This window comes from Caballeronia jiangsuensis (assembly GCF_046030135.1).
GTDB lineage: Bacteria > Pseudomonadota > Gammaproteobacteria > Burkholderiales > Burkholderiaceae > Caballeronia > Caballeronia jiangsuensis.
Genome location: NZ_JAQQDB010000073.1, coordinates 1 through 21,839, shown reverse-complemented (window position 1 = coordinate 21,839; position 21,839 = coordinate 1). Strand labels below are relative to the sequence as shown.

At 57.3% G+C, this 21,839-nt stretch carries 21 protein-coding genes and 4 pseudogenes; 11 read left to right on the top strand and 14 right to left on the bottom strand.

Annotated features, from left to right (window positions below; all coding sequences use genetic code 11):
* Nucleotides 1-458 (top strand): annotated as a pseudogene (locus PQR08_RS37730) (transposase); the annotation flags it as partial.
* A 31-nt stretch (nucleotides 459-489) separates the two neighbouring features.
* On the opposite strand, the pseudogene PQR08_RS37725 reads toward PQR08_RS37730, so the two are convergent.
* A pseudogene (locus PQR08_RS37725) lies at nucleotides 490-861 on the bottom strand (zinc-binding dehydrogenase); the annotation flags it as partial.
* 1,584 nt (nucleotides 862-2,445) lie between these two features.
* On the opposite strand from PQR08_RS37725, the gene PQR08_RS37720 reads away from it, so the two are divergent.
* The 4 genes from PQR08_RS37720 (at nucleotide 2,446) to PQR08_RS37705 (ending at nucleotide 6,010) form a co-directional block, all read left to right on the top strand.
* Nucleotides 2,446-3,153, top strand: coding sequence for an H-NS histone family protein (locus PQR08_RS37720; protein ID WP_408164328.1), 708 nt, complete (start codon nucleotides 2,446-2,448; stop codon nucleotides 3,151-3,153).
* 345 nt (nucleotides 3,154-3,498) lie between these two features.
* Nucleotides 3,499-3,816: an HIT family protein gene (locus PQR08_RS37715; RefSeq protein WP_408164326.1), complete on the top strand. Its 318-nt coding sequence runs from the start codon at nucleotides 3,499-3,501 to the stop codon at nucleotides 3,814-3,816.
* A 417-nt stretch (nucleotides 3,817-4,233) separates the two neighbouring features.
* On the top strand, nucleotides 4,234-4,821 hold the full coding sequence (locus PQR08_RS37710; RefSeq protein ID WP_408164324.1) for a hypothetical protein: 588 nt from the start codon (nucleotides 4,234-4,236) through the stop codon (nucleotides 4,819-4,821).
* Between the two features lie 682 nt (nucleotides 4,822-5,503).
* Nucleotides 5,504-6,010 carry a hypothetical protein gene (locus tag PQR08_RS37705; protein WP_408164322.1) on the top strand — a complete coding sequence of 169 codons (507 nt, stop codon included), beginning with the start codon at nucleotides 5,504-5,506 and terminating at the stop codon, nucleotides 6,008-6,010.
* A gap of 155 nt (nucleotides 6,011-6,165) precedes the next feature.
* Here the strand turns inward: PQR08_RS37705 and PQR08_RS37700 are convergent, their stop codons facing one another.
* Entirely contained in the window at nucleotides 6,166-6,522 is a 357-nt protein-coding gene (locus PQR08_RS37700; RefSeq protein WP_408164320.1) for a hypothetical protein, read from the bottom strand.
* 230 nt (nucleotides 6,523-6,752) lie between these two features.
* Here PQR08_RS37700 and PQR08_RS37695 point away from each other — a divergent pair, with 230 nt between their 5' ends.
* A complete protein-coding gene (locus PQR08_RS37695) occupies nucleotides 6,753-7,190 on the top strand; it encodes a hypothetical protein (RefSeq protein ID WP_408164318.1) in 438 nt (145 codons plus the stop codon).
* 342 nt (nucleotides 7,191-7,532) lie between these two features.
* On the opposite strand, the gene PQR08_RS37690 is transcribed toward PQR08_RS37695, so the two are convergent.
* From PQR08_RS37690 to PQR08_RS37680, 3 genes are all read right to left on the bottom strand, one after another.
* The gene (locus PQR08_RS37690) at nucleotides 7,533-7,973 is read right to left on the bottom strand and encodes a response regulator (RefSeq protein WP_408164317.1); all 441 of its coding nucleotides are present in this window, start codon (nucleotides 7,971-7,973) and stop codon (nucleotides 7,533-7,535) included.
* A 583-nt stretch (nucleotides 7,974-8,556) separates the two neighbouring features.
* Complete coding sequence (locus tag PQR08_RS37685; RefSeq protein WP_408164315.1) at nucleotides 8,557-8,829, bottom strand: hypothetical protein; 273 nt, start codon at nucleotides 8,827-8,829, stop codon at nucleotides 8,557-8,559.
* Nucleotides 8,826-9,554 (bottom strand): CBS domain-containing protein, encoded by a 729-nt coding sequence (locus tag PQR08_RS37680; protein ID WP_408164313.1) that lies wholly within the window; start codon nucleotides 9,552-9,554, stop codon nucleotides 8,826-8,828. Before PQR08_RS37680 ends, PQR08_RS37685 begins: the two co-directional genes overlap by 4 nt.
* Before the next feature lie 2,053 nt (nucleotides 9,555-11,607).
* On the opposite strand from PQR08_RS37680, the gene ada reads away from it, so the two are divergent.
* From ada to PQR08_RS37655, 5 genes are all read left to right on the top strand, one after another.
* Nucleotides 11,608-12,675, top strand: a complete 1,068-nt coding sequence (gene ada, locus PQR08_RS37675; RefSeq protein WP_408164312.1) for a bifunctional DNA-binding transcriptional regulator/O6-methylguanine-DNA methyltransferase Ada — start codon at nucleotides 11,608-11,610, stop codon at nucleotides 12,673-12,675.
* A gap of 326 nt (nucleotides 12,676-13,001) precedes the next feature.
* Entirely contained in the window at nucleotides 13,002-13,418 is a 417-nt protein-coding gene (locus tag PQR08_RS37670) for a 2OG-Fe(II) oxygenase (protein ID WP_408164310.1), read from the top strand.
* A gap of 18 nt (nucleotides 13,419-13,436) precedes the next feature.
* Complete coding sequence (locus tag PQR08_RS37665; RefSeq protein ID WP_408164308.1) at nucleotides 13,437-13,745, top strand: Ada metal-binding domain-containing protein; 309 nt, start codon at nucleotides 13,437-13,439, stop codon at nucleotides 13,743-13,745.
* Nucleotides 13,742-14,515: a 2OG-Fe(II) oxygenase gene (locus PQR08_RS37660; RefSeq protein WP_408164306.1), complete on the top strand. Its 774-nt coding sequence runs from the start codon at nucleotides 13,742-13,744 to the stop codon at nucleotides 14,513-14,515. Before PQR08_RS37665 ends, PQR08_RS37660 begins: the two co-directional genes overlap by 4 nt.
* Nucleotides 14,516-14,559: 44 nt before the next feature.
* Nucleotides 14,560-15,033, top strand: a complete 474-nt coding sequence (locus PQR08_RS37655; RefSeq protein ID WP_408164304.1) for an FAD synthase family protein — start codon at nucleotides 14,560-14,562, stop codon at nucleotides 15,031-15,033.
* Nucleotides 15,034-15,363: 330 nt separating this feature from the next.
* Here PQR08_RS37655 and PQR08_RS37650 read toward each other — a convergent pair whose 3' ends face one another.
* From PQR08_RS37650 to PQR08_RS37610, 9 genes and pseudogenes are all read right to left on the bottom strand, one after another.
* Nucleotides 15,364-15,579: a hypothetical protein gene (locus PQR08_RS37650; protein WP_408164302.1), complete on the bottom strand. Its 216-nt coding sequence runs from the start codon at nucleotides 15,577-15,579 to the stop codon at nucleotides 15,364-15,366.
* 279 nt (nucleotides 15,580-15,858) lie between these two features.
* Nucleotides 15,859-16,507 (bottom strand): annotated as a pseudogene (gene alkB / locus PQR08_RS37645) (DNA oxidative demethylase AlkB).
* Between the two features lie 89 nt (nucleotides 16,508-16,596).
* Nucleotides 16,597-17,157: a methylated-DNA--[protein]-cysteine S-methyltransferase gene (locus tag PQR08_RS37640; RefSeq protein ID WP_408164300.1), complete on the bottom strand. Its 561-nt coding sequence runs from the start codon at nucleotides 17,155-17,157 to the stop codon at nucleotides 16,597-16,599.
* A 101-nt stretch (nucleotides 17,158-17,258) separates the two neighbouring features.
* Nucleotides 17,259-17,792 (bottom strand): hypothetical protein, encoded by a 534-nt coding sequence (locus PQR08_RS37635; protein ID WP_408164298.1) that lies wholly within the window; start codon nucleotides 17,790-17,792, stop codon nucleotides 17,259-17,261.
* Between the two features lie 144 nt (nucleotides 17,793-17,936).
* Nucleotides 17,937-18,419 (bottom strand): FAD synthase family protein, encoded by a 483-nt coding sequence (locus PQR08_RS37630; RefSeq protein ID WP_408164296.1) that lies wholly within the window; start codon nucleotides 18,417-18,419, stop codon nucleotides 17,937-17,939.
* A 346-nt stretch (nucleotides 18,420-18,765) separates the two neighbouring features.
* Nucleotides 18,766-19,410, bottom strand: coding sequence for a DNA-3-methyladenine glycosylase family protein (locus PQR08_RS37625; RefSeq protein ID WP_408164294.1), 645 nt, complete (start codon nucleotides 19,408-19,410; stop codon nucleotides 18,766-18,768).
* 2 nt (nucleotides 19,411-19,412) lie between these two features.
* Nucleotides 19,413-19,964, bottom strand: coding sequence for a methylated-DNA--[protein]-cysteine S-methyltransferase (locus tag PQR08_RS37620; RefSeq protein WP_408164292.1), 552 nt, complete (start codon nucleotides 19,962-19,964; stop codon nucleotides 19,413-19,415).
* Between the two features lie 687 nt (nucleotides 19,965-20,651).
* Nucleotides 20,652-20,975, bottom strand: a pseudogene (locus PQR08_RS37615) (2OG-Fe(II) oxygenase); the annotation flags it as partial.
* Nucleotides 20,972-21,538, bottom strand: coding sequence for a methylated-DNA--[protein]-cysteine S-methyltransferase (locus PQR08_RS37610; protein ID WP_408164290.1), 567 nt, complete (start codon nucleotides 21,536-21,538; stop codon nucleotides 20,972-20,974). The gene PQR08_RS37610 and the pseudogene PQR08_RS37615, both read right to left, overlap by 4 nt.
* Nucleotides 21,539-21,839: the final 301 nt, after the last annotated feature.

Sequence of the window (21,839 nt, the reverse complement as noted above, 5' to 3'; positions counted from 1 at the left end):
GAAGCCGACCCGGAACTCAAAGGGATGCGCTGGACGCTGCTCAAGGACGCGAACAAACTGAATCTTGCGCAATTGACTGACCTTGAGGCGCTTGTCAGGCAGTACGCCACCAAGCGCACTGCCCGCGCATGGCTGTATCGCGAGCAGTTGCGCGAGATTCTCGAGCGCAAGCAAATCCATGTCGTCTCCGAGATGTTGCGGCAGTGGTGCACCAACGTCATGCGCTCGAAAGTCGAACCGATGAAGGAGGGCGCACGATTGATTCGCCGACACTTTGACGGCATCGTTGCTGGACCCAGACCCGACAGACCAACGGCCTTATCGAAGCCAACAACGGCTTGTTTCAGGCCGCCAAGCGCAAGGCTCGTGGCTACACGCGCTTCGCAACCATGCGAACGGTGCTGTTTCTTATCGCTGGCAAACTCGACTTCTCTGCATTCAACTCGCATGCCCGCTGAGAGCCGTTACCCACTTCGTTTCCAAAAGAGCCAGATTATTCATCGTCGCGTTTGGTACCTCGTGTCCCTTCCAGCTACATTGGTATCCAACGCATTCATAGCCTCGGTCCGCCCCTTCGCCGCCAGTAAGCTTCATCACCTGGTCAACCGAAGAGCCGTCGCTGTCGTCAATCAGAATGGCTCCTAGCGTCTCGGCGAGGGCAAGGCGGTCTGCGTGTGTATCGACGACCATTACCTTGCTCGCTCCTTTTATCGACGCCGAAAGCGCTGCCATTAGGCCGACAGGCCGCACGCCGTAAATGACGACGTTATCACCGGGCTCGACACCGGCCAGTACGGTCGCGTGGTAGCCCGTCGGAAAGATTTCCGAGAGCATAACGTAGTCGTTCTCTTTTTCCTCGGCGCCTATGGCTTGTACGCCCACAAGCAGGCGTTGCGTGGGTAAAGCTTCGACCAGAAGTTCGTAGAAAAATCTATGTAGCGTTTCGTCGAGGTGAGCGAAACCATCCGGCCATCAACGTGTTCCTCGAGGAAGTCGCTCGCACAGCGGGACGTCTGCTGACATAGGGGAACTTGCGGCCAAGCAAACGGCGCCACTATCAGCATGGTGTTAGGCACAAAGATACCGTCCGCTCCTTCCGTGCATAGGCTTGCTCTCTTATGGAAATTTAGCCAGCGCCGACTCACCTCTCGCATCCACGAAACATGCTCACGGGTCCTGTGAAAATCAAGCACCAAGCGCAGCTACCCGTAAGAAGACTCTTTTCTTGTTTTTGGAGAAAGTCTTTCGAACCCGGAGAAAGCTCTTTTTGAGAATGTAGCGAGACGCCTTTATACGATGACGGATTGAACGGCACCTACGGTTTCAGCGTCGACGCGCCGCGACGTCTTTGGGCTGACTTCCACAGTTACATCCGAAGAATTCGCGTTCATTCTTGCCTGATGAATTGGCCGTAGCGGTTAAAAAATCCGTCCGCTCCAAAATCCTGCACGGCGTCTCAGGATTACCTCGCGAGCGAGCTTCTCTCGTCCATCAATCACTCCCTCTCTCATCCGTCGCCGCTGCCTGAGCAGGCTCCGCGCCACGTTCCCCCGGACCGCCAATCCAGAAGAAGCCAACGTTCTCTAGCGGACGGACGGGCGCTCGCCATGCCCCTATCCTAAGGTGCATCGCGAGAGTCTTTAAATGCACGCGGGAGGTTAGAAAAAAGTGCCTTCGCCATCTTCAAACATTGACTATCGAACTGGAACTACTCGGGCGCTTCTCGGCGAGACTCGCGCCGTGTGCGTGGCGTTGACGGGTGTAGCATTCGGCTGCGGCGTCGGAGTCGTGGCCTCCGCTCTACTTTGGGCCGCCGGCGCGGACTCTATTCAGTGGGGTTCTGCTGGTGTCATGTGTCTAGCGGGCGCTTTGTTCACGGGCTTCACGCTCGTCGTAGGTTTCAGCATCCGTCTAAAAGCGGCCCTCGACCGGCTGAGTTCGCTGGAAGAAGGCATCATGTCGAGCTTCGTTGGTACCGCGGAATCGAACACCGCACCTCCAGTTTTTGGAAAGGCCGTCAAGCATTCGCGAATTGTTCGGTACCCGACGCCAAACCACGAGAGCGCGGAGAAGGAGACTGCCGCATTGCTCGAACGCTTCATGCTACCCCGCAAGGACGGGTCTTAGGTAATCGCGAAGTTCGCAGCGCTATACCGACCTCGGCTTCCAAAGGACCAACAGTGCCGGACGATGCCGGCCCTCGTGACCGTAACATCCGCACAGACCCTTTGAGCTAGTCCCTTCACCGCGTTGAGCTTTACGGTGGTGAAATCGTGGCGGCGGCCATCGGCGTGGCGCCCTACTCGGGTTCCGAGCTCCCCGCGAAGACTTTTTGTGACTCCGGGGATGTCCTCATTGAGCTTTTCGCTTCCAGGAAGACAGGTCCTCGTACTATTTCGATATAGCTTGTGTCATAGTTCACCAAATTACGATACGGAGGCGAGAATGACTACACTCGAGAAGATTCAGGCGCGGATGAAGAAGCTGCAGGCACAAGCCGAAACTCTTCTTGCGAAGCAAGCGCAAGCCGCGGTCGACCAGATACGCGAATTGATGTTGAAGCATGGCCTTACGACTGCAGACATCGAAGCGCGTGCAAAAGCGAAGCGTGACGCAAAGGCGAGCGGTCGCGGTGCCGTCGGCCGTGGTGTCAAGACTTCAAATGTCGCTAAGGGAAAGCTGCCCGCAAAATACATGAATCTAAAAACCGGCGAAACGTGGAGCGGCCATGCTCGGCCGCCGGCTTGGATTAAAGACGTGAAAGACCGCACAAAATTTCTCATCAGTGGCGCCGGTCCCGCATCTCCAACAAAGACGGTTGGAACGACTAGCCCAAAGACTTCGGTTCGCAAGGTGCAATCAAAAGGTGCGCTGTCAGCAAAATATCGAGACCCCAAGTCCGGAGCTACATGGAGCGGTCGCGGCCCTGCTCCCAAGTGGCTGGCCTCTGCAAAGGACCGAAGCAAGTTTCTGATTGAACGCGTTCCTGCCGCTAAGTCGGATGCGTCCGCGACTCTAAAGTCGAGCACGTCAAAAGCTGCATCAAATGTCCGCGCTGTGGGCAACAGCGTTGGCACCAAGAAGACGGCGGTGTCCAAGAAGTCTGCGAGCGTGAAGAAGGCCCCCGAAAAAGCAGCCGTCGCTTCAAAATAGCCTTCTGCTCGCAAAGAGACTGGGCGCAAGGTCACGTCTACGACGACGGCGACGATGCCGGCGCTTGAAGCGACCACCATCGCATCTGCGTAAGACAAAGGGTAGTATCGGCGCAAGCCATCACGCTCCCGAAGGACAGACCTAGACGGTCCGAATGGCGAGATGCCTTCGGCGGCGCTGTAGGTGCGCTTTTGGAAGCCGAAGAAGGCTAACAGACCCTTCGCCGGCTGCGAGTAGCCCATATTCGAGTACGTAAGCCAAGTTCTAGTTAATGACGTCACTGCCCTGCCCCTTCTGCGAGATTTCGAAGTCACGCATTGTTGGTCAGAACGGCACGCGTTTTGGATGCTCGATGGTTACCCGGTTTCGCCTGCACATAGCCTCGTTATACCGAAACGCCATGTCGCCTCATTCTTCGAAGTGACCCGCGACGAGCGCGCGTGCTTGTTCCCTCTGCCCGATGACGCAAGGGCTGCATCGAACTCCTCTTATGGGCCGGACGGATTCAACATTAGCATCAACGATGGCGCCGCAGCGGGACAGGCAGTGCCTCACCTTCATATCCATCTAATGCCTCGCCACGTGGGCGACGTTGCGGACCCTCGCGGCAGAATTTGGCGGGTCATACCTACGAAGAAAGACTACCGCAGCCAGCGCGATTGAGTACCAGCCTGCCACCGCCATCCCCGGAAGGGCGGTCGGCTTGCTGCGCACATGCAATGCCCTCGCGGATGCGTGTCAACCCGGCTGGGCAGGGTTTTCTGACGTGAGTCAGAGCGATACGTTCCCGCTGGGAGCGCGTTCGAATTTTTCAAGATTCGGCTCAATCATCCGTTAACCCATAGAGCACGCGTGCTCGATTACGTTGAAAGCAAAGGCACGTAAGCTGGTCCTTTCCAGCGTTCACGACCTGGAGTCGTTCAGAGGATTTGCTGCGAAACCATCAGGAAGATAAAGAATTGGACTTTGCCTAACCTTAGCTGGCCTTCTGTACGATGACTGAGATTCGGCTAGCATTGCGTGGCGACCGGCTGCTCCTGGCTCACTTACCTGACCTCTCAACATTCGCGCAGCCTATCAATGACCCCTTCGAAAAACAGAAAGTCAGAGCCAGTACAGAAGCCGAGATGGCCTGCTTCTTGGCATTTTGGCCTTTGGCTAGCCGGCGTTTTTTTTCTGTACATCATCGAAGCCTTGGACCGGCTTTGCAACCTCTATCTTGGCGTGCTCCTTTTGCTGGGAATCGATGCGTCTATTTTCCTACTTGCCGCGGTTTCGACTAGCGTGTCTGCGTTCGCTTCCGTGCTCGAAGGAAGCTGGCGTCAGTTGGTCTCCGTCACCGCTGCGCCAGTTCTGACGATTGGACTCTTGGCGGCTCTCCTGCATTACAAGATTGACGCAGACTGGATACATTTCCAGTTCACGCGGCATCGTTACGAAAAATTGGTTCGAGTTATCCCGGGTGGCTCGCCCAAGTACCATTTATGGAAATGGGGCGACACCGGTGGTGCGGCAGTCGTCAACATTTTCTACTTTCTCGCTTACGACGAAAGTGACACGCCCCTTGAAAACTTCCGGCGTGCTCAAGCGCCACAGGCCCGCTTCGGAGACCTTTCCGCTCGACCATTTGGTGACCATTTCTACCTTGTGACCGAGCTGTACCCGTAGGTCACCGGCCTCATCATCGCTGCTCGCCGATTGCTAACCCGACATGCTCGACCGATAACGGGTTTACGGCTCATCATGGGACTACCGTTGCAGTCCGCATGAGATGAGCTAACTCCACTTGCATGTACCAAGGCCACCACGCGATGTGGTGAATCGAGAGAATCCAACCGGGGGCACCCGTCCGCCAGCGGCGTGGGACTTCATCGGTAGGGAAGCTCCGTCGCGGTGCCCGCCGCAGACGGCTCCGACGCGAAAAGCCAGAGCAACGCCAAGACGAGGGTCGGCAGAGATTGCAGGCAGGCCGTGCTCATGAATCAGGGCGTGGTGCAAGCGGAACGGTGATGTTGCTGCCCTTCAGCCCACGCATTCCAGGATAATTAGCAAGATGCTGAATTTCCGGTACACAGCGAGCCTAGGTTCCGTGGACTCGCTCAAAAACTTCATACCAAGCCGACGAGGGGCGCGTTCCAGACGAACCCCATCGTCCAGAGCGGCTGACCGCAATTGTCGCTGGACCTTTCAGTTCGAAAGCTCTATAACGATAATCAGTGATTTGCCCTAGGTATCTCGTCAGTCCACGGCAATCGCTCCACACCGTAGTTTGCACCGCGTGAGTCCAAGCGCCCTGCATTTCCTTTATCCGCCGGCCGAGGTTGTCCGGTCAAGGCCGCCTGGAGACGACATGAATAGGCTTGCGCGTTTCACGTGTACGACGATTGTTGCAACTTCTGCGGCCGTGCTGACCACCAGCACCGCATCCTCACAGACGATTCCGAAACAGGGCGCAATTGACGTGACATTCACGGCGTTCTGGCGTGACGTGAAAGAGACGTCTGTCGGAAAGGACAACGCCGTATATTTGTCCGAAGCTACGATGGGCTTCACCGATAACAACAAGACGCCTCTGATGCAGAACGTAACGGCGCGCTGCGTAGAGGCGGGGTTCACCGCGGGTGTTGCCAATGGTTTCTGTGTCTTCACAGACAAGGACGGCGACAACTTTGTAGAGACGTTCAGTCACGCAGCGGGCACTCCCTCTGGAAAAGCAGCGCTGGGTTCCGGAACGGGCAAGTACAAAGGCATAAAGGGTGAGTTGGACTGGCAACAGGTTCTTCAACTTCCCGGCGAGAAAGGCTCATATAACTTTGTTGGAAAGAAGACCGGAAACTATCGCATCACCGCAGAATGAGTCAGAAGGTGATGGCGACCCCTGCAGTCGAGCTATCTAAGTCCAAAGGCAATGCGGCCATCACGATTTCCGCCTCGCCCGGCGTGACCCTTCGATGCCTTCCACGTCGCCATGCACCAACAGGCCGGAAAATTCGCGTACGCATCGCCGAATATTTACTTAACGGACAGGAGAACCATGTGGCAGCGGTCATAAATATCGCGCGTCACGACAGAGGAGAAGTCAAGCCGTAGGTTGCTGTCGAAGATGGCCGCAAGCGCGCTGCCATTCAGCGTCAGACCGGTCTCCGCTTCGATGTTTTTCGCAATCGACAGCGCCCTACTCGCCAGCGTGACTCTGAGCACTAAATCTTCATCGCGCGCCATTGACTTTGACCAGTACAGCGACGATTCCACCGTATTTTCGACGGACATCCATCGGCGGATGGCGAACCTCGTGGCGAGGTGCGAGATTACCAGGAATGTCAGCATCTCGGTCTTCACTCGTAAGTCGGCGCGAACGGGAAATGCCATAGCTATCTAGTCCGGGAGCGTAGTGTCTTTGATTGTAGAGCTTTAGAAGCCGACATCAAGTGTCTGCAATGTTGTCCGCAACTCGCATGCTAGGCGACTCGGAGGTGGACGTCGCGTCGGACGTAGAAGACAACTCAAGTTAAGCAGGACCGGGTGGAAGTCTCAAACGTCTCAGTCTTCACGCGAAAGCGGAATTCGGGAAGCGAACTGAGTTCAAGACGGCGACAACAGTGACGTTATCGAACGGGAAGAGTTGGTCTTCGCATAAAGCGGCGCTTGCTCACTTCCAGCGGATGTGGATGCTCGAGCGGTACCTGGACGACGAGCTCGTCGAGGACGGGCACGACCACGACGACCTCGCGACATTGATTGAACGCTACGACCTCGCCATCAACGTCGGCTCTGCGAAAAGAGGGACAGGCATCGACCACTTTGAGCGGCGTCGCTACGGAGGCAAAGGTTTATTAACCGCTAGTTTCTGGGTCGTTCATCCAGAGGGGACGCAACCGACTTCAGCTAGATTGTGGCGGTCAGGGCGCGCCCCAAAAGCGATGCTCGGCAGTTCACAGGTGCCTATAGAACCGCAGTGCACCTGTCCATGCTGGCTGCAAAGAAAAGAGCCCTCCAGCTGTAAGAAGATGATTCGCGGCGCGTTCGTTGCGAACTAACCGGTCAGCCGGTCGCGCTCGAAGAGGCATTTCGGGAGCACGTTGTTATGTCACTCATCCAGATTGTCGTGAGTTTTCGGGGCAGTGCACGGCTGGTCACACGGCACCCAGACGGGACAATCACGGCGCCGAGTGACGCGCAGGTCATGACGGCGTTCAGGGACCCAGCCATGGTCGAGGCGTTTTCTAGGTACCACAGCACCGTAGCCGAGTTAAGGATTGTCTCCAAATCTGGCGACGGCGACAGGACGACGACAGCCGGAAATTCAACGACCGGTTCAACTCTAATCTTTCTCTAAGTGCGCGAAGTCCTTCCGAAGACATCTCTCCGGCGCGGTGGCACTAGCCGTTTTCTTCTTCCGAAACCGCGTGGTTTGTGCGCTTCAGTCTGTTGAGATAGAGGGTAAGGTTCGGCGGAGAAGCACCCTTTCTGAAATAGCCATCGAACACGCTACCCTCAACGCATCGTGTGATAAGGACCTCGTCTCTCCCGGTGTACGCGCAGATGAACGTTCTTGAAGTCGGCAAATATTCTCGGATAGCGCGAGCGGTGGTGAAACCGTCGCGCTGAGGCATCATCAGGTCGAGCAATATCACATCCGGAACCCAGTTTCGAATCATTTCAAGGGCGTCGCCGCATCCTCCGGCTACGCGTGTTTGGAATCCAGACAATGATAAGTAATCCGCAACCGCGATAGCTGATGCTCGGTAGTCGTCGACGACCAAGACTCGAGACACCGAGTCGAGCTGACGGTTCGTCCAATTTTTTTGCTCAATGTGCATTGCGTGCCTCAGGACGGAAGCCTTGTCATTCTTAACGTTTTTGAATCGGTGCAGGCTGCGCTGCCTCCTATGCCGACTCCTTCAACGGCGCACGCAGCGTAGCGCTGCGCACTTGAATCGTTCTCAATTAGGAAGCTCGCGCTCGCTCGCTGCGCCAGAATCGATAAGATTTTTGATGATGCACGAGACATCGGACACGTGTAAGCCTACAACTTGACATCAATGTTCGATTGGCAACGCAATGGCGCAGCAAGACAATTAGCAAGTCTCCTTCCTTCCGCAGAAAAGAGCTCGTTCAACTTTGTCGGTAAGAAAACCGGCAGCTACCGCCTGCCCCGACAGCCAAGCAACGGTGACGATAGCCGGCGTCGACCGCGCGCGTCCGGTTCTCGGCAGACCGGCACCGAACGCCGCCCGACCATTTTGAACGGAGGTTCGCACTTCTGGCTACCGGCGTCTGGTTGCAAGCCCGTCCAGGGCGGGACTGTAGGACTCGCTGAGGCTGGAGGGATGTGCTTCGCTTTCCTCGTTAGTGCTGAGGTATGGTTACACATACCCGCGTGCAGCATCCATCTTCACCACATTATTCGAAGAGCGTCATCAGAAGGCGGCGCTCCGCCTCCGACCGCCCGTACGTCACCGCGCACTGGTACGCCTCGTCCTCAGTCTCGAAGCTGCCAAGCGCGCCAGACCCGCACTTGTCGCCATCTGGGTAGGTGATGATAGCCATGGACACGAAACCTGACGGCTGGCGCTCAATGACCGGCTCTATCCCGGCGCCGAGAAAGTCCACGCCCGGTACTTGCACGACAACTCGCCGTTGCTCGCCGGCCGAAGTTGTATTGATAGCCTTCATTTCGCAGCCTCGCTCTCACCATCCACGCCGCGCGCCGCTTTCTCCCAGAACTGTACGTCCTGTCCTTCGGGGAATCCTGCCTGTTCCCACAAAACTCGCGCGCGGGGTCGAATCTGCGCGTCTCGCTCAGACGTAAGCTCAAGTGACTCGAGACTCTCGCCGCTTTCGCCCAGGTGAATGCTTACCACGTCGTAGCCGTCAGCCGCTGTGGTCCAAACCGCAACCTGCCTTGTCTCCTCAAATTGTCTAATAGCTGCATGGACAGCCTCATCTTTCGTTCCCTGGGCAACCGAGACCCGCATCACTTCGCTGTGGTGTGGAAGGCCCGCATGGTCCAGTATATTTTTATAGAAGGTCACCTCGAAAGGACGGCGCTCGGAGCCACCTTCCTCGAGGTCGCTCATGGATATGATGCCGACAAGACGGCGGTCAGCGTCGACAACCGCGAGCCGCTGTACATGCGCCTGGCGCATGAGCGCAACCGCCTCTTCGACAGAGCTCTCCTTCGAACAGCAAATCGCGTTCAACGACATCGCATCGCTGACTCGCATACGATTCGGGTCGCGATTGTCGGCGACGCCGCGCATCGCGATGTCGCGGTCGGTAATCATCCCGAGCACCCGGCCGTCTTGGCAAACCGGTAGGCAGCCGATATTGTCTTTTCTGAGCTTACGCGCTGCTGTCGTTAATGTTTGGTCGGGCTCTAGGAAATCCGCTTTCTTCATCCGCTCGCTAACTAACATGGTATAGCCCTTCGATGGAAGTCAATTACAACGGTCGACCGTACTTAAATCGCCGAAAATAACGGCGGATTCGACGGGTTTTGATTTTGCCGTTGGCTGCTATACCAACAGGCGTGTCAGTCCCTCGACCACCGCTTCGTGGTGGACGGCTAGTGTTCTTTGATGAGGGAGCAGGTCAGCCGAAGATGATGGGCCTGTTGGCCGCTTCGAGAAGTTTCTTGTTTTCAGATAATCGCAACCTATGGGTTGAGGCTACTCCTTATTGAGACGCGAAAACTAATATATTTTAGCGACGTCGAAGGACGTGTTTTTTCTTGGCGGATATTCAGCGACAGGAGCGAGGCCGACCTCCCGATGTCCCGGTGAGCGTATCGTTTTTCGGTCCGTCTGAATGATGCCGACGGTCACCATAGCCAACCGCGCAGGACCGTATCTCTCGGGTGCTCGTATGCTGAAGGCCGGGTCACGGCGGCGGTGAGGTGTCACTTAGCGACGTCTCGGCGCGCAAATGGCACGGGAGTTCACTTCGCCGCCGCTGGCGCAGGCCTCGAAAGGCTGCGACGTTGCAGCGACATGAGCGCTGCCCTTAGCGAAATCGACTACGCTTCGCGTGGGAAAAGCGGCCGCAGTTGCCGGTATAGGGCTCGGAACGACTCTAACCGCTCCAACAAGAAGGAATTTCGCCTATTGTTTGGAGCGAACTCCTCCTATAGCGATGATGCGCAGACGACAACGGACATATCTCCTCCAGTTGCCAACCCAGCCAAGGCGGGCGGCTCCGAGCGCCGCAACGCACTGTGTGTCGGGCGGTCGTCGTATCCGCACCTCAAACGCGTCGGCAACCAACTGGGCTCAGAGCGTCGGTCCACCGTCGCAGCCACCCTACGTCGCTAGTCGATGCGAGCAAAAGAATAGGCGCCAGAAAGCTAATCTTTCGCCTGACGGTGAACATTCGGCGTTCTAGCGTAGAGGCGCATAGGCGTCAGACGCCGCGTGGCGTCCGCATGAACTCGCCGGCCAGCATGAGCGACCCGCCCGCGTCGAACATCAAGAAGAACGGTCCGTTGCCGCCGTCGTCGCGTGTCGAGACATCATGTCGCCGGACCGCGTCCGAATGAGTTGGCAAGCTGCGCGGCGGCAGCACTCTTGCGCTATGGCCCGCCGCATCGGTCCTGCTTGAAACCGTCAATAGCCATATACAGCAATGCGACATTTGTATTGCCCGGTGCCATGCGCCGGGCGCAAACCGACGACCATTCCGCTCCAGCGGTGACGTAACGCGCCCCAAGTAGCACCCGCGAATATTCAATAGCAAGAAACGGAGTGACCGCTCAGCCACACGTCGGTAGTGTCGGAGTACCGTCAGCTATCGCCACGAATTCCTGGTTGCCGACGTTCCGTGCGACCCAGCAAAGTGTGCTTCTGAATGCCTGGGCCTTTAATGGGATTGCACTGCTCCTACTTCTCAACGCGAGGTCTATCATGCTCCCACTGCTACCGCTGCACGCACTCGTGGCTCATCGCGGCGACGGACTTCGTCCTGAACTCCGCGCTCTCTTGCTAAATCGCGCTCGCTGTAGCGAGGGACTAAGCGCCACAATCGACATCGAGGATAAGGCGACCAGCGCGTCTGAGACGGATAACGTTCTCGAACCTGAAACGAGAAAGAATCCATAGGCTAGTGGCCGCTTGATTAAAAGTCAGCGGCACGCCGCACACTCCCCCCCCTTTGATGCCCGAGTACTCAGACGGCGCACCAGTTTCCCCTCCTTGGCTCACATCCGCCCGCATATGGCGGGCGAAACCTGTCACGCCGGTCATGTGAGAGTTCGCAATGTAGCCGTGAAGCGAGCTGAGGTGTCCGCGCTGCTTCTAAAGGCACTGAAGAGTTTGCAATCACCCCGTGGCTGCCCCTCATATCACAGAGCAGGACATAATCCCCGACCCGACAAAATTTGTGCGCAAGAATCGGAGTGCTTGCGAATAAAGCCCGACCTATTCTGGTTCCTACATTGAGAACTTCGGGACGGCCGCCATGAACTCCACCACTTCAATCTATAAGACGGACGACGCCCGCTGGGAAGCGATACGTAGCCGCGACGCCTACGCTGATGGGCACTTTGTCTACGCTGTGCGGACGACAGGCGTGTATTGCCGTCCCAGCTCCTCGACGCGCCTGCCAAAGCGTGAGAACGTTGAATTCTTCACTACGGCTGAAGCCGCCGAAGCCGCCGGCTATCGGCAAAGTCGTCGCGCCAGTGCGGACCAGACGAGCGCCGCTGCTGAACGTGCCTCGCTCGTGACTCGCATCTGCCGGCTAATCGACGAATCTGAAACGCCCCCGAGCCTCGATGAATTGGCCGCGCACGCTGGTGTGAGCACCTTCCACTTCCATCGCTTGTTCAAGGCAGAGACCGGATTGACGCCTAAAGCATACGCATCTGCTTCGCGCGCTCGTCGGCTGCGAGAAGAGCTGAGCACTCCGGATGCTTCCGTGACCGATGCCATCTATGGCGCCGGCTTCAATTCGAACAGCCGATTCTACGAGCAGTCGCATCAGCTCTTGGGGATGCGTGCCCGCGATTATCGTGCGGGCGGAGCCGGCGCGGTCATTCGCTTCGCAGTCGGTCAGTGCTCCCTCGGTGCAATTCTCGTTGCGCAAAGTCAGCGCGGCATCTGCGCGATTTTGATGAACGATGACCCTGACGCTCTCGTACGTGAGCTCCAGGACCAGTTCCCGAAGGCGCAGCTTATCGGCGGTGACGCCGTATTTGAGCAAATGGTCGCGCAGGTCGTTGGATTTATCGAAGCACCGTCAATAGGGCTGAATCTCCCGTTGGACCTGCGCGGTACGGCTTTCCAGGAACGTGTTTGGCAGGCACTGCGCGAAATCCCGCCGGGCACGACCGTTAGCTACGGCGAAATTGCACAGCGCATCGGCTCACCGAAGGCGACGCGCGCAGTAGCACAGGCGTGCGGCGCGAATCACATCGCTGTCGCGATTCCGTGTCACCGCGTCGTACGGCAAGACGGAGACATCTCTGGGTATCGCTGGGGCGTCGACCGCAAGCGTGAACTGCTCCGCCGTGAGGCTGTGGCCTGATTACCGAACAGCCAAAAACCAAGGGGATTTTCATCATGACTTCAACCGCAACCCTGCAGAGAGCGCTCGATTCGGCAGACATTGCATTGCAACTCGATGCCGAAGGATACGCCGTCCTGCCGCGGGCTTTCGCTCCGGGCCAAGCGCGGGAGCTTGCTGCGCAGGTCGATACGTTGAAATCGCTTCACCGCATATCCCTGAGTTCTATGGACCTCGGACTAGGCAACATTCTGCGATTCGGGTCTGAACTGCCTGCTCCGTGGGGAATGTGGCGCGACGCGCTCTATCACGGGTTGGCTCCTGTAGCGAACCGCTAGAACGAGACGTTGGACGTCGAATACCGGTATCCGGCCGAACTGGAAGAGTTTCTTCGGCTCAACCGCACGGCAGGGCAGGTGCAACAGTTGTCCCACTTGAATCGCCTTGGTGCAGGAGACTACCTCGCGTTGCACCAGAGCAGCGAAGGCGACCACGTATTTCCGTTACAGGTTGTGGCTCTGCTTTCCGAGCCGGGTAAGGATTTCCACGGCGGCGAGTTCGTACTGACCGAGCAGCGGCCGCGCATGCAATCGCGGCCGATGGTGCTGCCGCTTGGTCTTGGTGATATGGCAATCATCAGCACGGCCCACAAACCGTTCAGGGGCACCAAGGGCTTTTATCGCGTGAACCTTAAGCACGCCATCAGCCGTGTGCATCGAGGCGAGCGTGTCGGCGTGGCGCTGTCGTTCCACGATGCGCCGTAACGCGGCCAGAGCATAGCCATGAGTAACGAACGCCGCACCTATACGCTTATCGGGCGAAATGGCAAACCGTACGTGAGTCCTGCGCCAGGCGCGCTCGGTGGGCACAAAGGCAGCCGGATATACGGCCGCCTTGATTGTCGCCCAGCACTCCGGGCGATTGCACGCGGCGGCTATGTCAGGCATCGCGTGTTCTTCCCAGATGAGGCAACCGCGGCGGCCGCAGGCTACCGTCCCTGCGCAGTCTGCATGCCGGAGCAATATGCCGCCTGGAAGGCTCGCAGCCCCAACCAGGCTATCGCAACAACTACCAGAGGTTCAAATTCATGAACACGCAAACCTCACTGGCGTTTGAAGCTGGCTACGTTGGTGCTCACACGCATGCCGTTGACGGAACGCTCGAGGAGAGAATCTCCGCGATTGACTGGGCCGCGTTTGCACAAAACCTCACGCGCGACGGCTACGCCATCCTCCCGACAATGCTCAATCCGGGGCAATGTCGTCGGCTTGCGGACTATTTCCCGCAGGACGAGCGCTTTCGCAGCCACATCATCATGTCACGCTACGCCTTCGGCCGCGGCGAGTACAAATATTTCGCGCACCCACTACCGGACATTGTCGCCCAGTTGCGCCATACGCTGTATCCGCACCTTGCGCCTATCGCGAACCATTGGCATGACCTGATGCGAATCGACGAACGCTTTCCGGCCACACTGTCGCAATTCCACACCGTTTGCCACCGGGCTGGCCAGACGCGGCCAACGCCGCTGCTTTTGCGTTATCACGCAAACGACTATTGCTGTCTGCATCAGGACCTGTATGGCGAACTTGTATTCCCTTTCCAGGCCATTCTTCTACTTGACGAACCCGGGCGAGATTTCGAAGGGGGTGAATTGCTTCTGACAGAGAGCGACCCCAAGAAGCCTGGCCGAGCCGAAGTCGTACCGCTTCGCCAAGGCGATGCGGTCGTGCTCGCCGTCAATTTCCGGCCGGTGCGCTCTACGCGTGGCTACTACCGCACGAACCTCCGGCATGGCGTGAGCAAGCTACATAGCGGAAATCGCAACACACTCGGCATCATATTTCATGACGCGCGATAACGGCCCGCCGTCACCCAACAATCGAATCCTAGAAAGGGCTTGTCATGTACCGCATCGGTTACGCCCCTGGTGCTTATGACCTCTTCCACATTGGGCACCTCAATCTCCTGCGTAAGGCGAAGGAACAATGCGATTTCCTGATTGCCGGTGTAGTGACCGACGACATTCTCACGAAGTACAAGGGAGTGACGCCCACCATCCCGGTCGAGGAGCGTCTTGAAATCGTTCGCAATGTCAGATTTGTCGATGCTGCGGTCCCAACCCTAACGAACGACAAGGTGGAAATCTGGAAAGAGTTGCACTTCAATGTTCTGTTCAAGGGCGACGACTGGCGAGGCACTGAGAAGGGCCAGAAGCTCGAGCGAGACTTCGCCGCTCTCGGGGTGGCGGTGGTGTACTTTAAGTACACCGCTGCCATTTCAAGCAGCGCACTTCGACGCACGCTCCGAGACTTAAATGCGTGCGCAGCACAACCGCTGGTACCTACGGTCGACCTAGACTTCGCTCGGGCAGCATGAGCCGCGATTCACCCGCTGTCACGCTCGGACAATCGGACGCGGTATCTTGTTAGAAGAATCCCTCATTAAATCTGAATCATAAGCTCAAGCACCAAGAAGCCGGTCCGTCGATTTGGGCGGTCATACTGCCCCGCAGACGCTTATAAGGTTGGAATACGGTGGAGGGCACCAATTCGCTTTTTTTATTTCTTCAACGACCTCGAACCGTTTGATGGCGTTGGTGACGGCGACAGCTCGACCTCTTAGTCCGGCCACGAGTTCATATCCCGGACATCAGCGGAGACGTCAGATTGGAAAATTCGCGACTACACATGCTTTGGCCTCGCCTCATTATCTGCGCCTTGTTATACCGATGTAGCCGAATACGTACACCTCGCCGCTCGTCAGCTGCAGCTCGATTTCACCCGTATCATTGACGTCCCACTCTGCTGCGCCCGCTTCAACGAGCGTCTGACAATAGAACTCGACTTGGCGTCTCGATGCTGAGATTTCGTCAGTGGCCTTCAATGCCGCCACCCGTCTGGAGAAGTTTCTGGCCACAATCATATCGGGCTCCACGCGCCAGCAACACTTCTTGCGCATCCCTAGACGAGCGGATGTGACCGTGAGGACCTTCTCTTTGCGCCGCTCTCAGACGTCTTCGCAATCACGTGCATGAGGACTTCCCTGTAGGAATATTCTGAAACCTCACTGTAATGGTGCAGCTTGGGTAAAACACTCCGTCTTTTGCGCCCAGATTCGCGGCGCATTCGGCGAGTTGGAAAGACCAACGTCGGACACCTTTTCACACGACTCGACTTCCAGCCATCCTTAGGCTCCGCCGATTCACCCAGCCTTGCGAAAGGTGAAATTGATACGTTGGCTTCCAAGAAGAGGGTGCGGCTCTTCCTTGAGCGGCATAACGCCATGAAACCTTAGTCGGTCCACTCCTCCCCATACTGCAACATCGCCGTGATGCATGGGAATTTTTGCTGTTCTGTCCGACCGGGATAGACCGCCGACAAGAATGTCGCGGACGTACCGAGCGATACCGAAACAATCGGAGCATCGAAATCCATTTCATTCCGGTCTTGGTGCAGCGAAAGTCGCGAGCCGGGCAGATAGCGATTGACCAGGCAGGCATCCGGATTGAAGCCAGAAAAGCCGGCCGTGGCAGCCGCGCGATTTGCCAATGTCGCAAAGACGTCAGGCATAGCAGGCCACGGCATGCCCGTCTCAGGGTCTTGGCGCGTATAGCGATAGCCGCGCCGGTCGGTAGTCCAACCGAGTTCACCGCAGTTGGTTAATGCGACAGACATGGTGAAGCCTCCCGGCGTCACCATATTTCGGAAAGCCGCATGCGACTCAATATCCGAGATGGCGGCAATCAATGCGTCCGTATAAGGCAGGCGAATCCGCGCAAGACGAACGCGCGCGGCCCGATGGGTTCGCAACGCCCTGTGTCTCCACTTTCAAAAAGCTGAAGTGTTGCCATATCAATACTCCCTTCGGGTGCCAATCATGAAGACGCGGGGCGCGGGTGTCGTATTCTGCTTCGAGTGATGCCATCCACGTCCTGCGTCATCATTGCCCGCGCTCCTCCGCAAGCAGTGCGTGCTTGCGTTCAACACCCCAGCGATACCCGGAAACCGCGCCGTTACTACGCACCACGCGATGGCACGGAATCGCGACGGTCAATACGTTCGCAGCGCAGGCGCTTGCCACGGCACGAACAGCTTCCGGGACGCCGAGATGCCTTGCCACCTCACCATAGCTACGTGTCTGCCCAGCCGGAATACCACAGAGCGCTTGCCAGACGGCCTGCTGGAACGGCGTGCCGCCAATGTCCAGATTGATGACGCCCTCTGCGATGTCCTTGTCAATAAACGCCACGACCTGTGCGACCTCACGGGACAGTGCATGCGGGTCCGCCTTCAGTTCGATTCGCGGAAACGCGGCTTCGAGTTGCTCGCTCAATGCCTTTTCGCTCGAACCGAGAAAAATCGCGCAAATTCCTTTACGACTCTTCCCGACAAGCACCATGTCCCGCACCGTCTTGCCAACTGCGTACTGGACCGGGCCTTCGACTTCCTGACCAGGAACACGGAAGTGGTATTTGAATGCCGAGATAGGACGATTCTTCATGTTATTTATCTCAAACACTAAGGTATGCTGATATTTTAGGTAGAAATCAAAATCACAAAACTCCATTCCTTGCCTTGTAATTCGTCCGGGCGTGACGTGACTCACCAGCCGGGATAGGTGGCGATTAGTCGAACCCATAGCGCCAGACACCCCGTGTCCTGCATGTAGTGCAAAGCCTCCTCCGCCCGCCACGTGCAGGGAACGCGACGCAGCCACGTCGAATCGCGACCCGACCGATACAACCAGATAATTGTTGCCGCCATCATCTGCTGCTCCGGCGCCATCGCGCGATATTGGGCTCGCCACTCTGCCATCTCAATGGGGTGATGCCTTCCAGCGCGCTCGTCGTAAGCGGCTGGGCAAATGCTCCTATGATGCTCACGACCGTCGGACGTACAGAAGAGAGGGGCCAACCTGAGTTGGAGGACGGCTCGCTGCAGAACGGCATAGAAGTTCGCCGGAGATTGGCCAAGGTGCGTGCCGGTCCCGTCAATCAATGCCCCAAGAATCTGCCCGTCCTCTTCGTTAAGGTCGAGTAGCTGGGAAACAAGCCGGTCAAATCGAGGTTCGTCGACGGCTGTTGAAATGTGAGCTCGCTCGTGCAACGTCTTGTTGAGTGTTTCGACGATAGCCAACGAAGCCGTCCTGCGCTCGGTGGTGTGAAATGTAGTTTCCATTGGAAGTGTCTTGCTGATTCCTCGGCCCCGCCGGAGACCGTGCCGGGCTGCCCACAGGCGATGGTATCAACCTGTCCCGCTACCGAAGACCAGACCCGTGGCTTACTGGAGGGCACGACGCATTTCGAAAGATGCTTGTGACACGTCGAGGCACATCTGCCCCGCGAGGCGATTGATGTTCGCGATAGTCTCGCGTAACCCGGTACTCGACGTAGTCGGTAAGTGCGGCAAATGGATGAGCTCCACGCCAGCGGAAAGCATCTCGGTCTCGGTCAGCCCAGCAGTCATCGAATGCCGTGCGTGGTCATCCTCGAACAGGTAATGGAAATGCAGTTCTCGCCACATGTCCAGCTTGTTCGCAGTGGTCTCGGCGACTGCGGCATCGACGAAGCGGATGCTACGTACAATCTCGATACGCTCGGAGAAGGGAATCACGGGCTTCAACCTTCTTTCCGTGTAGAACGCCTCGTCAGATACAACGCCAACGATGAGGAAATCGCAACGGCTCTTCGCGTACTGGATTGTATTCAGTTGGCCGACGTTGAACAGGTCAAAATCGCCTGCCAGATAACCGATGCTTTCCATGTCAACTCTCTCATCTTCCGAAAAATGTTAAAGGAGACGGAGCGTTCGGCACGCATTGATGTAATTGCGGCCGCCGTCATGAGTGCGACGATAGGCGTTAATGCTCAATCTTCCGCTCCGCTTCTTGCCGTCAGATATGAGGTCATCGCAGTCGGAGTATCCAGCTACCTACGACTTCGAAATTTAGACTGGTTGCGGCTCGACTATCGTTCCTCGTTTGCCAGTGCATTGGCTGCGGCGGTACTGTTAGTGACGCAGTTCATTGCGGATGTCCGGGCTCCTGTACGACGGGAGCGAGAATAGGTCGGACCTCATGCGCAAGAACTCCGATTCTTGCGAGCAAGCTTCATCTCGCGGGGAGCCTCCACAGATACCACGCGGCGATGGTCCTCCACGGTCTGAACACCTCCCCAATCTTCCTCATTTCTCGTGGAGTTGGAGACTTCTCCAAGCCTTTTAGACGCCGATAGCCTTCCCGCACACCGAAGTCATCGGCCGGCAGGACGTCCAGACGCTCCATGGTGTAAATCAGGAACATCTCGACAGTCCACCGCCCCACGCCACGAAGGGTGACCAGACGTTCAATGAGTTCATCGTCTGAGAGGTGCAAAGCCTGGGCACGGGTTGGCACAACCCCTTCGACCGTGGCTTGCGCGATACCACGGATGGTCTCAAGCTTCGTCGCCGAAAAGCCACAGGCGCGTTGCTGTGTCAGTTCAGTAGCAAGCAGTTGCTTAGGCGAGGGGAAAGCCGCGCCTGGATATAGCGCGAGCAACCGGCCGAGGATTGCATCGCCGGCTTTCGCGTGCAATTGCTGATATGCAATTGCACGCACGAGAGCCTCGTATGGCTCCCGTGCTGGCTTGGGTTCGTGCCGGCACGGACCGACCTTTGCGACATGTTGCGCCCAATCTTCGTCGACGGAGCCGAGGAAGCCAGCGGCCTCCCGGAACGCATGCAACTGCGAATTTGCAGCAGATTTCCCTACCATCCTCAGAACCCCGGCAAAGTAAGGGTCTGTAGGCTATTAGACGATTCGGACATCGCCTTCTCGTGCTCGAGCAGCCAGCGCTTCCGGTGCAAGCCCCATGCATATCCCTTGAGGTCGCCGTTACTGGCAATCACCCGGTGGCACGGTACGACGATTGCAATCGGATTGGCGCCGTTGGCGGCACCGATGTCGATTGCCGCTCTCGGGTCATCGAATCCCAAAGCCTTTGCGAGCTTTCCGTAAGTGGTTGTGGTGCCCGGCGGAATGAGGCGAAGTGCAGCCCACACCCGGCGCTGCAAATCCGAGCCGGCAGTTGCCGTCGACAAATCGCTGAATGCCTCCACCTCACCCGAAAAATACCGCGCAATTGCCTGCACAACCGCTTCCGGCGCTGGGGCGTCCACCAATTCGGTACTGCTGCGGTGCTCGCGCAAGCCGCGATACAGCCGTGACTTGTGGTCCGCAAACTCGAGCGCGCGAATAGCCTGTTGTGCGTCGGTGACGAGCAGGAGTTCGCCCAAGGGCGACGCAAGCCGACTCAAGTGCAGTTGCATGATGCGCTCCTCGTTCATCAACGACGTAAGTTCGATTTCACTTCAGCCCCCGGTTTGACCTGTTTATCTGCATCGAGTGACACCCAAGTCACCAAATAAATATGCCTCTCCGGTCCTCAGTTGCAATTCAGTGTCGCCCGCATCATTGACGCTCCAGCGCGCAGCGCCGGCATCGACAAGCGCCTGGCAACAGGATTCGACCTGACATCGGGATTCCGCGACCCCACTTATGGGGTCCGACGTAACATCTAAATTAAGGGCTTTTTTGGTCACAGTCATAATTGGCTCCGCGCGTCCGCAGTCCGTCCGGTGAGTCGGCGGCGAGCAAATGAAACAGCGACTTCCCTGTCCCGCGTCGTACACGAACCCGGTCACACCAATGCGCATCGTCTATTTCCAACATGCTCAGAAAGAATACTGTAGATATAACGCCAGTGGAAAACACTCCGTCTCTTGCTACCAAATTCGGGGCGTGTCTACCCCGGGATGAGTCGGGGCTCACGATAGCAATATCTCGGACCACACGCGCCTGGGTGTGTAAGCGCCAGTATCAGCGCGCGCCGGTATTGACTCGGGCGAGCGAGGTTCTGTGCATCCGAGGAGGTCCGGTACTAAGGAGGTACTCGGCCCTACCGCGAATCGTGAAAAATCAAGCCGACCGTGTGGCGGCTACCGCCTCGGATACTACACGCCGATGTCCATCGACAAATTCCACCGATTGGCAATTGGAGCGAGGCACGGATAGAGCGCGTGGCGCAAACTGTCAATAAGCGGCCGGAGTGGATACGCGAAGTATTTGTACTCGCCGCGACCGAATCCATGACGAGCCATCGCAATTGTCGTGCGAAAACAGTCCTCGCGCTCGTACAGGGCTGCGAGCTCCTCACACAGCGCCGCATCCAACAGTCCCGGCAACACGGCGTTGCCATGGGCGTCGAGCGACTGTCCGATGCGCACCCAGTCGAATTTCGTGGGGTTGGGCGTACCTACTTCACTGGCAATCGCACTCATTGCTCATACACCTCTTTAACAAGCAACGCTTGCTTGCGCTCCACGCCCCAGCGGTACCCGCTATCCAGCCCATTGAGGCCCACTACCCGGTGACAGGGAATCGCAACGGCAAGCAAGTTCTCAGCGCACGCGCCGGCCACGGCGCGTGCAGCTCCTGGGATGCCGAGATGTCTTGCCACCTCGCCGTAGCTACGCGTCTGCCCGGTCGGAATTCCACAGAGTTCCCTCCAAACCTCCTGCTGGAAGAGCGTGCCACCTATATCAAGGTCAATGACATCCTCAGCGACACCGCCCTCAATAAACGCGGTAATCTGAGCGACCTCGCGCGACAAACCTCGTTGGTCCGAGTCGAATTCGGTATGCGGGAAAGCGGCGGCGAGCTGTTCGCTCAGCAGCTCCTCGTTGTCGCCGAGCAAAATCGCGCAGATTCCCTGGTTGCTCTTCCCGACAAGCACCATATCGCAGGTCGTCCGGCCGAATGCGAAATAAATTGTGCCCTCAATTTTGCTGCCGGGAACGCGGAAGTTGTAGTTGAATGTCGAAGCGTGACGAGCCGTCATCATAGTTCTCCGAAGACGTTATGGCATGCGGAGACTGTAGAGAGTAGTTGGTATAGCGAAACTCCGCTCCTTGCGGTTGAATTAGGCCGCTGATACTCGCATTCATAGCCGCTATAGCCTGCACTCAGTTGAATACCCAGCACTCGCCCTGTGGTCGTCATCCGGCAAAGCAGGGCTCACGTCCGGCAAATTCCAAACACACTTACGAGTCAACTCTCTTCATCGAGCCTGCATGTGCAGCCGACCGCTCCTTCCAGAACTGAATTCCCGCGAGATGCTTGTTCCGTAGCTCCAGAGCGAATAG

Coding starts and splice junctions, on each gene's coding strand:
- ada (WP_408164312.1), top strand. CDS start 11,608: ATGAACTCCACCACTTCAATCTATAAGACGGACGACGCCCGCTGGGAA.
- PQR08_RS37620 (WP_408164292.1), bottom strand. CDS start 19,964: ATGCAACTGCACTTGAGTCGGCTTGCGTCGCCCTTGGGCGAACTCCTG.
- PQR08_RS37685 (WP_408164315.1), bottom strand. CDS start 8,829: ATGAAGGCTATCAATACAACTTCGGCCGGCGAGCAACGGCGAGTTGTC.
- PQR08_RS37630 (WP_408164296.1), bottom strand. CDS start 18,419: ATGGAAAGCATCGGTTATCTGGCAGGCGATTTTGACCTGTTCAACGTC.
- PQR08_RS37680 (WP_408164313.1), bottom strand. CDS start 9,554: ATGAAGAAAGCGGATTTCCTAGAGCCCGACCAAACATTAACGACAGCA.
- PQR08_RS37625 (WP_408164294.1), bottom strand. CDS start 19,410: ATGGTAGGGAAATCTGCTGCAAATTCGCAGTTGCATGCGTTCCGGGAG.
- PQR08_RS37710 (WP_408164324.1), top strand. CDS start 4,234: ATGACCCCTTCGAAAAACAGAAAGTCAGAGCCAGTACAGAAGCCGAGA.
- PQR08_RS37690 (WP_408164317.1), bottom strand. CDS start 7,973: ATGCACATTGAGCAAAAAAATTGGACGAACCGTCAGCTCGACTCGGTG.
- PQR08_RS37700 (WP_408164320.1), bottom strand. CDS start 6,522: ATGGCATTTCCCGTTCGCGCCGACTTACGAGTGAAGACCGAGATGCTG.
- PQR08_RS37715 (WP_408164326.1), top strand. CDS start 3,499: ATGCTCGATGGTTACCCGGTTTCGCCTGCACATAGCCTCGTTATACCG.
- PQR08_RS37660 (WP_408164306.1), top strand. CDS start 13,742: ATGAACACGCAAACCTCACTGGCGTTTGAAGCTGGCTACGTTGGTGCT.
- PQR08_RS37650 (WP_408164302.1), bottom strand. CDS start 15,579: ATGATTGTGGCCAGAAACTTCTCCAGACGGGTGGCGGCATTGAAGGCC.
- PQR08_RS37640 (WP_408164300.1), bottom strand. CDS start 17,157: ATGAAGAATCGTCCTATCTCGGCATTCAAATACCACTTCCGTGTTCCT.
- PQR08_RS37720 (WP_408164328.1), top strand. CDS start 2,446: ATGACTACACTCGAGAAGATTCAGGCGCGGATGAAGAAGCTGCAGGCA.
- PQR08_RS37665 (WP_408164308.1), top strand. CDS start 13,437: ATGAGTAACGAACGCCGCACCTATACGCTTATCGGGCGAAATGGCAAA.
- PQR08_RS37610 (WP_408164290.1), bottom strand. CDS start 21,538: ATGATGACGGCTCGTCACGCTTCGACATTCAACTACAACTTCCGCGTT.
- PQR08_RS37705 (WP_408164322.1), top strand. CDS start 5,504: ATGAATAGGCTTGCGCGTTTCACGTGTACGACGATTGTTGCAACTTCT.
- PQR08_RS37655 (WP_408164304.1), top strand. CDS start 14,560: ATGTACCGCATCGGTTACGCCCCTGGTGCTTATGACCTCTTCCACATT.